Annotated in this window: 10 protein-coding genes; 9 read left to right on the top strand and 1 reads right to left on the bottom strand. The window is 61.2% G+C overall.

The window, feature by feature from the left end; all coding sequences use genetic code 11:
• Positions 1-115: 115 nt before the first annotated feature.
• The 3 genes from ACIOVD_RS02050 (at position 116) to ACIOVD_RS02040 (ending at position 5065) form a co-directional block, all read left to right on the top strand.
• The gene (locus tag ACIOVD_RS02050; RefSeq protein ID WP_401125801.1) at positions 116-1999 is read left to right on the top strand and encodes a feruloyl-CoA synthase; all 1884 of its coding nucleotides are present in this window, start codon (positions 116-118) and stop codon (positions 1997-1999) included.
• Positions 2000-2007: 8 nt separating this feature from the next.
• A complete protein-coding gene (locus ACIOVD_RS02045) occupies positions 2008-3249 on the top strand; it encodes a thiolase family protein (protein WP_401126163.1) in 1242 nt (413 codons plus the stop codon).
• 61 nt (positions 3250-3310) lie between these two features.
• The gene (locus ACIOVD_RS02040) at positions 3311-5065 is read left to right on the top strand and encodes an acyl-CoA dehydrogenase family protein (protein WP_401125798.1); all 1755 of its coding nucleotides are present in this window, start codon (positions 3311-3313) and stop codon (positions 5063-5065) included.
• A gap of 89 nt (positions 5066-5154) precedes the next feature.
• Here ACIOVD_RS02040 and pobA read toward each other — a convergent pair whose 3' ends face one another.
• Positions 5155-6339 carry a 4-hydroxybenzoate 3-monooxygenase gene (gene pobA / locus ACIOVD_RS02035; protein WP_095170112.1) on the bottom strand — a complete coding sequence of 395 codons (1185 nt, stop codon included), beginning with the start codon at positions 6337-6339 and terminating at the stop codon, positions 5155-5157.
• Between the two features lie 169 nt (positions 6340-6508).
• Here pobA and ACIOVD_RS02030 point away from each other — a divergent pair, with 169 nt between their 5' ends.
• The 6 genes from ACIOVD_RS02030 (at position 6509) to ACIOVD_RS02005 (ending at position 12590) form a co-directional block, all read left to right on the top strand.
• Complete coding sequence (locus tag ACIOVD_RS02030) at positions 6509-7360, top strand: helix-turn-helix domain-containing protein (RefSeq protein WP_095170113.1); 852 nt, start codon at positions 6509-6511, stop codon at positions 7358-7360.
• A gap of 32 nt (positions 7361-7392) precedes the next feature.
• Positions 7393-8322: a pca operon transcription factor PcaQ gene (gene pcaQ / locus ACIOVD_RS02025; protein WP_095170114.1), complete on the top strand. Its 930-nt coding sequence runs from the start codon at positions 7393-7395 to the stop codon at positions 8320-8322.
• Between the two features lie 116 nt (positions 8323-8438).
• On the top strand, positions 8439-9158 hold the full coding sequence (gene pcaH / locus ACIOVD_RS02020) for a protocatechuate 3,4-dioxygenase subunit beta (RefSeq protein ID WP_095170115.1): 720 nt from the start codon (positions 8439-8441) through the stop codon (positions 9156-9158).
• Positions 9159-9170: 12 nt separating this feature from the next.
• Positions 9171-9773, top strand: a complete 603-nt coding sequence (pcaG, locus tag ACIOVD_RS02015) for a protocatechuate 3,4-dioxygenase subunit alpha (protein WP_159995150.1) — start codon at positions 9171-9173, stop codon at positions 9771-9773.
• 68 nt (positions 9774-9841) lie between these two features.
• Positions 9842-11191 carry an MFS transporter gene (locus tag ACIOVD_RS02010; protein WP_401125794.1) on the top strand — a complete coding sequence of 450 codons (1350 nt, stop codon included), beginning with the start codon at positions 9842-9844 and terminating at the stop codon, positions 11189-11191.
• Positions 11192-11228: 37 nt separating this feature from the next.
• A complete protein-coding gene (locus ACIOVD_RS02005) occupies positions 11229-12590 on the top strand; it encodes a 3-carboxy-cis,cis-muconate cycloisomerase (protein WP_095170118.1) in 1362 nt (453 codons plus the stop codon).
• Positions 12591-12610 lie beyond the last annotated feature (20 nt).

Raw genomic sequence — 12610 nt, 5'->3', positions numbered from 1 at the left:
GCCCGTGTGCAAGGCCGAAATAACAATAACAAGGCTGCAGCCAACGGCTGCCATGCTATCGCTGAGTCGCCTGTGTGTGGCTTGGGTTTAGCGTGCCTCGACGGAGAAGAAACAGGTGAGTTCCGAATTCAGTTTGCAACCCCATGCCCAAGCCAGCGCACCGCGCTATCGCCACGTGTCCATCGGTTGCGCGGCGGTCGAGGTTACCGAGCAGCAGGGCGTATTGCACATGCGCTCCCTCGAACCGTTGGCCGAGATGCCCAGGCGGTTGCTCGACCGTCTGGTGCATTGGGCCCAGGTGCGTCCCGAGCAGACCTTTATCGCCGCCCGCCAGGACGACGGTGAATGGCGTCGGGTGAGTTACGCGCAAATGCTCGCCAGTGTCCGGGCTATCGCCCAATGCCTGCTGGGCTATGGCCTTTCGGCTGACAAACCCCTGGTGCTGCTTTCGGGTAATGACATCGAGCATTTGCAAGTCGCCTTCGGTGCCATGTATGCGGGCATTCCCTACTGCCCGGTATCGCCAGCCTATTCGCTGCTGTCCCAGGACTTCTCCAAGCTGCGCCATGTGTGCGACCTGCTGCAACCAGGCCTGGTGTTCGTCAGTGATGCCCCGGCGTACCAGCGCGCCATCGAGGCTGTGCTGCCGGCCGATACGCCACTGATCAGCGTCCGTGGCCAGGTCGCGGGCCGCCGCCAGGTGAGCTTTTCCAGCCTGCTTGAGCAACCGGGCGGCGCCGAGGCTGAAGCCGCTTTTGCCGCCACCGGCCCGGACAGCATCGCCAAGTTTCTGTTTACTTCCGGCTCGACCAGGCTGCCCAAGGCCGTAATCACCACCCAGCGCATGCTCTGCGCCAACCAACAGATGTTGTTGCAGACTTTTCCAGTGTTCGGTCAAGAGCCTCCGGTGCTAGTGGATTGGCTGCCGTGGAACCACACGTTCGGCGGCAGCCATAACCTGGGCATCGTGCTCTACAACGGCGGCAGTTTTTACCTGGACGACGGCAAACCTACTGCTCAGGGCTTTGCCCAGACCCTGCGCAACCTCAAGGAGGTATCTCCCACTGCCTACCTGACCGTGCCCAAGGGTTGGGAAGAACTGGTCTCGGCCCTGGAACAGGACGCGGAGCTCCGGGAGTGTTTTTTCAAGCGCGTCAGCCTATTTTTCTTCGCCGCTGCCGGGCTGTCGCAAAGCGTCTGGGACCGCCTGGACCGGGTCGCCGAACAACACTGTGGCGAACGCATCCGGATGATGGCCGGGCTCGGCATGACCGAGGCCGCGCCTTCCTGCACCTTTACCACCGGGCCATTGTCCATGGCCGGTTATATCGGCTTGCCGGCGCCGGGTTGCGAGGTTCGGTTGGTACCCAAGGACGGCAAGCTGGAAGGGCGCTTCCGTGGGCCGCACATCATGCCCGGTTACTGGCGGTCACCGCAGCAGACCGCCGAGGTGTTCGACGAACAAGGCTTTTACTGCTCCGGGGATGCGCTCAAGCTGGCCAACGCGCATGACCCGCAACTGGGGCTGATGTTCGATGGGCGCATCGCCGAGGACTTCAAGCTGTCTTCAGGGGTGTTCGTCAGTGTCGGCCCGCTGCGCAATCGTGCAGTACTGGAGGGTTCGCCCTATGTCCAGGACCTGGTAGTGACCGCGCCGGATCGTCAATGCCTCGGCGCGCTGGTGTTCCCGAGATTGTACGAATGCCGACGCCTGGCGGGGCTGGCGGCCAGTGCCAGCGACGCCCAGGTGTTGGCAAGCGCGCCGGTACGCGAGTGGTTCGCCGATTGGTTGCAGCGGCTCAATCGCGAAGCCGGCGGCAATGCCAGTCGCCTGGAATGGATTGCCTTGCTCGACGAGCCGGCCTCCATTGATCGGGGGGAAATCACCGACAAGGGCTCGATCAATCAGCGTGCGGTGTTGCAGTGGCGCGCGGAGCAGGTCGAGGCCCTGTATCGCGGGCTCGATCCGACCATCCTGCGGGCCGGGGCGAAATCGTGAGCGAAGTGCTGAACACCGGCGGGCAGTACTCGGCCTTTGCCGATGCAGCGATTTTCGATGCAGTGCGCACGCCGTGGGTGGACCTCGGTGGTGCACTGGCCGAAGTTTCGCCGATCGACCTGGGCATCAAGGTCGGGCGCGAAGTACTGGCTCGTGCGGGCGTCGATCCACTGGCGGTAGACAGCGTACTGGCGGGCTCCATGGCCCAGGCCAGTTTCGATGCCTACCTGCTGCCACGGCATATCGGTCTGTATAGCGGCGTGGCGCAATCGGTTCCGGCACTGGGCGTACAGCGCATCTGTGCCACCGGATTCGAATTGCTGCGCCAGGCCGCCAGGCAACTGGATGACGGTGTGCAACTGGCGCTGTGCGTGGCCACCGAGTCGATGTCACGCAATCCGATTGCCGCCTATACCCATCGTGGCGGTTTCCGCCTTGGCGCCGAGGTACAGTTCAAGGACTTTCTCTGGGAAGCGTTGTACGACCCAGCGCCCGGGGTGGACATGATCGCCACTGCCGACAAGCTGGCACGGCGCTATGGGCTGAGTCGCGAAGCCGTGGACGTCTATGCCTGTGCCAGTCATCAGCAGGCGTTTGCAGCGCAGCAGACAGGGTGGCTGGCGCCGGAGATTGTTGCTGTGGCTCCACAGATCTTCGAACTTGAAGGCTATCAATCTCGCAGTATTCGCTTGCCGCGGGGCGTCGACTCAGTGAGTAAAGACAGCCACCCACGACCCGCAAATCTCGCCGCCCTGGCCCGGCTGCGCGCCGTGCACGAGGGCGGCGTACAAACCGCCGGAAACAGCTGTGCGGTAGCCGATGGTGCGGCAGCGGCGCTGGTCGGACCTGCTTCGGCTAGCTGCGGCACACCGTTAGCCTTGCTGCGGGCCAGCGCGGTGGTGGGAGTGGCGCCGGAGTTCATGGGGATCGGACCTGCACCGGCGATTCGTCTGTTGGTGCAGCGCAGCGGCTTGAGCCTGGATCAGATCGACAGGTTTGAAATCAACGAAGCCCAAGCCGCCCAGGTCCTCGCCGTGGCTCAGGAGTTGCAGCTGGACCGCTGCCGTCTCAACGTCCAGGGGGGCTCGCTGGCCCTCGGTCACCCGTTGGCTGCCAGTGGCCTGCGCCTGGTATTGACCCTGTCCCGGCAACTGCGCGAACACAACCTGCGCTATGGGATTGCCGCGGCCTGTGTCGGCGGCGGGCAGGGCATGGCCCTGCTGATCGAGAACCCGACCTGGCGCGCCTGAGGCATCAGTAGCCCGCCCGTAGCGACGGATGTCACCTGTTCACTACCCTATGAGGTTTCACATGTGGAGCTATCAGGCACCCTTGCGCGATATGCAATTTGTTCTTGAGCACTGGCTGCAGGCGCCCGAAGCGTGGCGTCGGAGTTTGGTATTCGAGGCGCTGGATTTGCCGCTGGCCGTGCAGGTACTGGAGCAAGCTGGGCGTTTCAGCAGTGGCATCCTGGCGCCGTTAAACAGCATTGGCGATCGTCAGGGTTGCCGTTTGGTCGAGGGGCGGGTCACCACTGCGGATGGCTTTGCCGACGCGTATCGGGCCTATGTCGAAGGCGGTTGGCCGGCCCTGGCCTGTGCCGAGGCGCTGGGCGGACAAGGCTTGCCGCAAGTGCTCGACGCGGCGCTGCAAGAGATGCTTTACGCCAGTAACCACGCGTGGGCCATGTACACCGGCATCGCCCACGGCGCCTACCTGTGTTTGAAGACCCACGCAGCCGCTTGGCTGCAGGAGCGCTATCTTCCCGGGATAATCAGTGGCGAAACCTTGGCCACCATGTGCCTGACTGAGCCCCAGGCTGGCAGTGATGTCGGCCTGCTACGCTGTCGCGCCGAACCTCAGGACGACGGCAGTTATCGGCTCAGTGGCAGCAAGCTGTTTATCTCGGGCGGCGAGCACGACCTCACCAACAACATCCTGCATCTGGTGCTGGCTCGCGTGCCGGGAGCGCCAACCGGCAGCCAAGGGGTTTCGCTGTTCCTGGTGCCGAAGTTGTTGAATCAAGGGCAGGCCAACGGCGTGGCCTGCGACGGTATCGAGCACAAGATGGGGATTAGGGGCAGTGCCACCTGTTCCCTGGTGTTCGAGGCGGCCCAGGGCTGGTTGATTGGCGAGGTCAATCGTGGCTTGAAGGCGATGTTCGTGATGATGAACTCAGCACGTCTTCACGTAGGCCTGCAAGGCCTGGGGCACTGTGAAGCGGCCTGGCAGAACTGCCGTAGCTACGCCAGTCAACGCCAGCAGATGCGTGCACCGTCAAGACCGGCCGGGGTCGTGGCGCAGGCAGCCGACCCGATCCACTACCATCCGGCAATGCGCCGCGTCCTGCTCGAGTTACGCGCCACCAGCGAAGGCATGCGCGCTATTGGCTATTGGGTCGCACACCTGTTGGACCAGGCCGAACATGACCCGCAGCTGCTGGCTCGGCAACACGCCGGGCAACTGGCGCAACTGCTAACGCCGATCATTAAGGCGTTTTTCACCGAACAGGGTTTTCGCCAGGCCAGCAACGCCTTGCAGGTGTTTGGCGGTTACGGTTACGTCACCGAATTTGCCATCGAGCAAACCCTGCGTGACAGCCGTATCGCCATGATCTACGAAGGTAGCAACGAGATTCAGGCCAACGACCTGCTGCTACGCAAAGTACTGGGCGACCAGGGCCAGGCTTTCGACCTGTTGTTGGCGCAATTGCGCGAGGAGTCCAGGCTGGGCGCCGAAATGCCACAGTGCGCCGACTTTGCTGCACAACTGGCGAACCTGTGTAGTGCGCTTCACGTGCTGGTTGGCGAGGTGCGTGAGCGATCACTCGAAGATGTCGAGTACCCCTATCGAGCTGCAGGGAGTTTTCTTCAGCTATGCGGCCTGACCTTGCTAGCGCTGGCCTGGGCACGGGCGGCTCGGGTCTCGCGGCAATTGCCTGAAGACGATCCGCTGCGCGCCGTCAAACTGGAAACCGCCGGGTTCTTTTTCAGCTACCTGCTGCCCCAGGCCGAGCAGCACATGGCTGCGGTGCGTGGGGCGCGAGCAAGGTTGGCGTTTATTTAACTGGATTCAACGGGTCGATCATCGTGCCGGTCGCAGTGGTGTTTCCTGCACATTGACCTGAGCACCGGGCTCAGGTCACGACTTGCCCATTACTCTATGGCTTCGTAGGGCAGGCCGACGTAATTCTCGGCAATGCTCTGGCGCCCGGCGGGCGAACTAACGAAGTAGTCGAGCTCGGTTTGCTGCATGCGCAGGCCAAAGGCGTCGGTGTCTGGGAACCGGTGTAGCAGCGAGGTCATCCACCAGGAAAAACGCTCGGCTTTCCACACTCGGCGCAGGCAGATCTGCGAGTATTTCTCCAGCAGATCGGTGCGACCCTCGCCATAGACCTTGAGCAAAATTCGATACAGCGTGCTGACATCGCTGGCGGCGAGATTCAGGCCCTTGGCACCGGTCGGCGGGACGATGTGAGCCGCATCACCGAGCAGGAACAGGCGGCCATATTGCATGGGTTCGACGACGAAACTGCGCAGCGGCGCGATACTTTTTTCAATGGAGGGGCCGGTCACCAACTGGTCGGCGAGGTGCGCGGGCAGGCGCAGTTTGAGTTCGCCCCAGAAGCGCTCATCGGGCCAGTCCTCGAGTTTTTCCTCGGTTCCCACTTGCACGTAATAACGGGTGCGAGTTTTCGAGCGCATGCTGCACAGGGCGAAGCCGCGCTCATGGTTGGCGTAGACCAGCTCCTCGTGGACGGGTGGGGTGTCGGCGAGGATACCGAGCCAGCCAAAGGGATAGACGCGCTCGAACACCTTCAGGGTGTCTGCCGGTATTGACTGTCGCGAGACGCCATGGAAACCGTCGCAACCGGCAATGTAATCGCAGTCCAGGCGGACGATCTCGCCGTTACGCTCAAAGGTGACGTAAGGGCTGTCACTCTTCATGCCGTGAGGTTGCACGTTCTCGGCGTCGTAGACGGTCGTGGCACCGGCGCCAACGCGGGCCTCCATCAAGTCACGGGTGACTTCGGTCTGACCGTAGATCATCACGGTCTTGCCGCCGGTCAGCTGTTTGAGGTCAATGTGTTCACAACGTCCATCGAAGGCCAGTTCGAAACCGTCGTGTACCAGGCCATTGGCATCCATGCGTTCACTGACGCCAGCCTCGCGCAACAGATCGACCATGCCTTGCTCCAGCACACCCGCACGGATACGCGAAAGGATGTACGGCGGGTTCTTGCGTTCGATGATGACGTTGTCGATGCCGGCGCGATGCAGCAATTGACCGAGCAGCAAGCCGGAGGGGCCGGCGCCGATGATGGCGACTTGAGTTTTCATTGTTGTAGTCCTGTCTGTGCGGCTGAAGGCGTTACGCCTTACAGAACGCTGTTATTTTTGTCTCCTGTATTTTTGATGACTAAAGTACCGATAAGAAGGCACTATCCGGCAAGATCCATGGACTTTTCGTGGATCGCCATCATTGGGGGAAATCGTGAAATCTTCTGCCATGTCTGTTCCAGTGTTCAAACTCTATGGTGAGACCACGGTCTGGCCGACTCCCGATCTGCTGCATTGCGAGTCCATTCCAGAGCGCAGTCAGCTGCACAGTTGGGAAATAAAACCGCACTGGCACAGCGATCTGGTCCAGCTGTTGTATGTGCAGGCGGGACAGGCGGTACTGGAAGTCGAAGACCTGAGCACGCAAGTTCAAGGCCCGGCGTTACAGGTGGTACCCGCATTGAGTGTGCACGCCTTCAGGTTTTCCGAGGATATCCAGGGCCATGTCATTACTCTGGCCGTGCCCTTGGTCGAGCAGCTCGGCGCTGCGCTGGACAGCACGGCGCTGAATACCCCGGGCTGTTATTTGCCAGGTCCTGAGTCTGCTTACCTGGACACGCTGTTCGCCGCGATCAGTCGGGAATATAGCCAGGACCAACCTGGCCGCGATCCTATGTTGCACTCGTTGATCACGTTGCTGGTTGTCTGGCTCAGTCGTCGCAGCCTGGCGCTTTCACCGCCCGACACCAAACTCCGTGAGCGTGGTCGAGAGCATCTGCAGGGGTTTACCCGAGCCTTGGAGTTACGCTTTCGCGAGCACCTGCCCATCGAGCACTATGCGACGGCGCTGGGGATCAGCGCTGCTCACCTCAATGCCCTGTGTCGGCGCTTGTGTGGGCAATCGGCATTGGCGATGATCAACCAGCGACTGCTGCTCGAAGCCAAGCGCAATCTGGTGTATACGGCGATGACCGTCAATCAGGTGTCGGACAGCCTGGGCTTTTCCGAGCCTGCCTACTTCTCGCGCTTCTTCAAACGCGGAACCGGGCAGTCACCGAAACAATTTCGCATCCCGCGTTAGCGGATGCCAGACCTGCAAGGCAGCCAACTGCGGTGAATATCGATACCCGGATAAAATTTCGTCATTTGCTGTGTTTTCTCGAAGTAGCGCGCCAGGGAAGCCTGGCCCGTGCCTCGGATAAATTGGCAATCAGCCAGCCAGCGCTTTCCAAAACCCTCAAGGAACTGGAAACCTTGCTGGCCACCCGCTTGTTCACACGCAGCAAGAGTGGCGCCGCGCTGACCGACGCTGGGGTGGCTTTTCTGCGCTATGCCGGACCGAGCGTGCAAGCCCTGCGCGAAGGGGTCAATAACCTGCGTTCTGGTGAACATGCGCCGATCACCGCAAGGCTCGGGGTGCTGTCCACAGTGGAAAGCCTGCTGGTACCGGAAGTCATCTGCCGCTTGCACGCCCGCCATCCGGCCTTGGTCGTGAGCGTGGTGACCGGACCCAGCGCGTACCTGCTGTCGCAACTGCGCGTCGGTGAGTTGGATCTGGTGGTCGGGCGGATGACCGATAGCCCACAGATTCTTGGCCTGGCATTCGAGCACCTGTACAGCGAATCCATGACCCTGGTGGTGCGTAGCGGCCATCCGCTGCTGAGCGATCCCCACGGTCACCAAAGTCTTGAAGACTATCCGCTGGTACTGCCATTGGCCGGGACGACGATCCGCAAGTTCGCCGACAGCCTGTTTGTGCAGCACGACATCAGCCCGCCGCGCCGGCGTCTTGAAACCTTGTCGCTGACCCTGAGTCGGCGTTACGTGGAGTGCAGTGAGGCGGTCTGGGTCGCGCCGTTGGATGCCGTCAGGCAAGACCTGAGCCGCGGTGCATTGGTCGAATTGGATTTGGGCATTCGTGAACCGGGCGGCTCGGTTGGCATGTGCAGCAACCCCGCGCTGCACATGCCCCTGGCGACCCAATGGTGCGTGGAGGTACTGCGCGAAGTGGGGGAGGAGTATCGCGAGGGACGCTATCCATAACCATTTGGATATGGATAGCGTCTGTTTTTTCAGTTTTGGATCAGCTCTTGCCGGGAGAGACTGGGCGACAGGCTGTTGCCTATCAGCCGTTACCCATAACAATCAAGGAGACTGATATGTCTGATGCGGACAATGCCCGCTTCGTCATTCGTGACCGCAATTGGCATCCCAAGGCCCTGACCCCGGATTACAAAACCTCGATCTTGCGTTCCCCCCGGCAGGCCCTGGTCAGCATTCCTCAGTCTCTCTCGGAAACCACCGGGCCGGACTTTTCCCACCTGAAAATGGGCCAGCACGATAACGATCTGCTGCTCAACTTCAACCACGGTGGGCTTCCCGTCGGCGAACGCATCATCGTCGCCGGACGGGTCTGTGACCAATACGGCAAGCCGATCCCCCATACCCTGGTCGAGATGTGGCAAGCCAATGCCGGTGGTCGCTACCGGCACAAGAAAGACAGCTACCTGGCAGCCATCGATCCGAATTTTGGTGGCGTTGGCCGGGCCTTGACCGACCGCGACGGCAACTACAGTTTCCGCACGGTCAAACCTGGCCCGTACCCATGGCGCAACGGCCCCAATGACTGGCGGCCTGCGCATATTCACTTCTCGATCAGTGGCCCGTCCATTGCGACCCGCTTGATCACTCAGCTGTACTTTGAAGGCGACCCGCTGATCCCCATGTGCCCGATCGTCAAGTCGATCGCCAATCCGGATGCGGTGCAGAGCTTGATCGCCAAGCTCGACATGAGCATGGCCAATCCGATGGACTGCCTGGCTTATCGCTTTGATATCGTTTTGCGCGGTCAACGCCAGACCCATTTCGAAAACTGCTGAGGAGGCTCGCGCATGCCCGTTCAACTTTTACCAGAAACCCCTTCGCAAACGGCTGGCCCTTACGTGCATATCGGCCTGGCGCTGGAGGCGGCTGGCAATCCACCCCGCGAGCAGGAAATCTGGAACGAGATGGCCAAACCCGGAGCCCCGGGCGAGCATATTCTGCTGCTGGGCAATGTCTATGACGGCAATGGCCACCTGATCCGTGACTCGTTCCTGGAGTTTTGGCAGGCCAACCACGAGGGTGTGTACGAGGTCGAATACAACCTTGAAAACCCCTTCAATAGTTTTGGCCGAACCGCCACCACGGATGTCGGCGAGTGGCGGTTGCATACCATCAAGCCGGGCGTCGTTCGCAACGCAGCCGGCGTGCCCATGGCGGCGCATATTAATCTGTCGTTGTTTGCCCGTGGCATCAACATTCACTTGCAGACCCGCCTGTACTTCGACGATGAGGCCGAGGCCAATTCCCGCGACCCGGTACTTAACCTGATCGAGCAGCCGCAACGTCGGGAAAGCTTGATCGCCAAGCGTTGCACCGTTGACGGCAAGCTGGCCTACCGCTTTGACATTCGTGTCCAAGGTGAGGCGGAAACAGTGTTCTTCGACTTCTAGGGTTGCAAGCCTGCGTGCGCTGTACCGGTAGTTTTCCAAGCGTCTAATAAAAATAAAGGAAATTTTGCATGACTGTCTCCGTACCTGCGCCGGTGGCCGGCACGCTCGATGTCGAGGCGTTGATCAACACCAAGGCACTCTCCACCTACCAATGGCGGATCGTCTTGCTGTGCTTTCTGATCGTGTTCCTGGATGGTCTGGACACGGCCGCCATGGGCTTTATCGCACCGGCGCTGAGCCAGGACTGGGGCATTGATCGCGCCAGCCTGGGGCCGGTGATGAGTGCGGCATTGATTGGCATGGTCTTCGGCGCCCTGGGTTCCGGGCCACTGGCGGACCGTTTCGGGCGCAAAGTGGTGCTGGTGGTCTCGGTGTTTCTGTTCGGCTTGTTCAGCTTGCTCTCGGCCTACAGCAACAACGTCGAGCAGTTGCTGGCTTTGCGTCTGCTGACCGGCCTGGGGTTGGGCGCAGCGATGCCCAACGCCACCACATTGCTGTCCGAATACACCCCGGATCGACTCAAGTCACTGCTGGTGACCAGCATGTTCTGCGGTTTCAACCTGGGAATGGCGTGTGGCGGATTCGTCTCGGCGAAGATGATTCCGTTGCTGGGCTGGCACAGCCTGTTGATGCTCGGCGGGATCTTGCCATTGGTGTTGTCCGTGGTGCTGTTGCTCTGGCTACCGGAGTCGGCGCGCTTTCTGGTGGTGCGTAATCACAGCGTAAAGCGGATTCGCCAGGTTCTGGCACCGATCGCCCCGCAGGAGGTCGCCTCGGCGGCGGGCTTCAGCGTGCCGGAGCAGGGCGTGGTGCAAAGCCGCAATGTGCTGAAAGTGATTTTCTCCGGCACTTACAGCCTCGGCACCTTGTTGCTCTGGCTCACCTACTTCATGGGGTTGGTGATCGTTTACCTGTTGACCAGTTGGCTGCCAACCCTGATGCGTGACAGCGGCGCGAGCATGGAGCAGTCGGCGTTCATCGGTGCATTGTTCCAGTTCGGTGGCGTGCTCAGTGCAGTGGGTGTGGGCTGGGCGATGGACAAGTTCAATCCGCACAAGGTCATCGGCATCACCTACCTGTTGGCTGGCGTCTTTGTCTGGCTGGTCGGGCAGAGCCTGGGCAATGTCACCTTGCTTGCGACCCTGGTGCTGTTGGCGGGTATGTGCATCAACGGCGCACAATCGGCGATGCCATCGCTGGCGGCGCGTTTTTATCCGACCCAGGGGCGCGCCACGGGTGTGTCGTGGATGCTCGGTGTTGGCCGTTTTGGGGCAATCCTCGGTGCTTGGACTGGGGCGACATTACTGGGGCTGGGGTGGAACTTCGAGCAGGTGTTGAGCGCCTTGGTGGTGCCCGCGGCACTGGCCACCGTTGCGGTCGTGATCAAGGGGCTGGTGAGCCATGCGGACGCCACCTGAGATGACCTGACTGATTTCTGAATTCTGGAGTAATGGCGTGAATAGACCCACCAATCAACTCTTCGATAGCTATTTCACACAGTCGGCCATGCGCGAGATTTTTTCCGACCGGGGCCGGGTGCAGGGCATGCTGGATTTCGAAGCCGCCCTGGCCTGCGCCGAAGCCGGCATCAAGCTCATTCCCCCCGAAGTGGTGGCGGATATCGTCGCGGCCTGTCGCGCCGAACGCTACGATTTCGATGCGTTGGCCATTGCCATTGGCAGCGCGGGCAACTCGGCGATTCCCTTGGTCAAGGCGCTGGGCAAGGAGGTGGCGGGGCAAAATCCGGCGGCTGAACGTTACGTACACCTGGGCGCGACCAGCCAGGACGCGATGGACAGCGGCCTGGTGTTGCAATTGCGTGCAGCCATCGAGTTGTTGGAAGGCGATATGGCGCAACTGGCCGACGTGCTTGCGCAGCAGGCGCTGCGTTATGCGGGCACGCCGATGGTCGGACGTACGTGGTTGCAACAGGCAACGCCGGTGACCCTCGGTATGAAGATCGCTGGCTGGCTGGGCGCCATCACCCGTCATCGCCAACGCCTGGTTGAAATCAAGCCGCGTTTGCTCTGCCTGCAGTTTGGCGGTGCCTCCGGCAGCTTGGCGGCGCTAGGTGATCAAGCCTTTGTTGTGGCGCAAGCCCTGGCCACTGAACTGAAATTGAACCTGCCCGAGCAGCCCTGGCACACCCAGCGTGATCGCCTGGTGGAATTTGCCAGCCTGCTGGGAATGATCGCCGGCAGTCTGGGCAAGGTCGGCCGGGATCTGAGCCTGCTGATGCAGACCGAAGTGGGGGAAGTGTTCGAACCCACTGCGCCGGGCAAGGGTGGTTCTTCGACCATGCCGCATAAGCGCAATCCGGTTGGCGCAGCGGTGATGATCGGTGCGGCGACCCGTGCACCGGGACTGGTGTCGACCATGTTTGCCGCCATGCCACAAGAACATGAACGTAGCCTCGGGCTCTGGCATGCCGAATGGGAAACCTTGCCGCAATTGTGCTGCCTGGTATCCGGCTCATTGCAACAGGCGTTGCAGGTGGTTCCCTGGCTGGAAGTCGATGCCGAGCGCATGCTGCACAACTTGCAGCTGAGCCAGGGGCTGGTGCTGGCAGAGGCCGTCAGTATCGCTCTTGCCCAGCGCATCGGTCGCGATGCTGCCCACCACCTGATAGAGCAATGCTGTCGCCGCGCCGTAGAGCACGGCGTGCATTTACGTGAAGTACTCGACAGCGAACCGCAAGTCAGCGCGCAGCTGTCCGCGGATGAACTGGAGCGGCTGCTCGACCCCTCCCATTACCTGGGGCAAGCGCAGTGCTGGGTCGAGCGCGCGGTTGCCGATCATCAGGCTTTTACCCTTTGAACGCTTGGCAAGAGGATTGT

Origin of the sequence: Pseudomonas sp. NPDC087626 (assembly GCF_044743405.1) — a bacterium.
Taxonomy (GTDB): Bacteria; Pseudomonadota; Gammaproteobacteria; order Pseudomonadales; family Pseudomonadaceae; genus Aquipseudomonas.
This window is presented reverse-complemented; position numbering and strand designations above follow the sequence as displayed.

Coding starts and splice junctions, on each gene's coding strand:
- ACIOVD_RS02040 (WP_401125798.1), top strand. CDS start 3,311: ATGTGGAGCTATCAGGCACCCTTGCGCGATATGCAATTTGTTCTTGAG.
- pobA (WP_095170112.1), bottom strand. CDS start 6,339: ATGAAAACTCAAGTCGCCATCATCGGCGCCGGCCCCTCCGGCTTGCTG.
- ACIOVD_RS02030 (WP_095170113.1), top strand. CDS start 6,509: ATGTCTGTTCCAGTGTTCAAACTCTATGGTGAGACCACGGTCTGGCCG.
- pcaH (WP_095170115.1), top strand. CDS start 8,439: ATGTCTGATGCGGACAATGCCCGCTTCGTCATTCGTGACCGCAATTGG.
- pcaG (WP_159995150.1), top strand. CDS start 9,171: ATGCCCGTTCAACTTTTACCAGAAACCCCTTCGCAAACGGCTGGCCCT.
- ACIOVD_RS02010 (WP_401125794.1), top strand. CDS start 9,842: ATGACTGTCTCCGTACCTGCGCCGGTGGCCGGCACGCTCGATGTCGAG.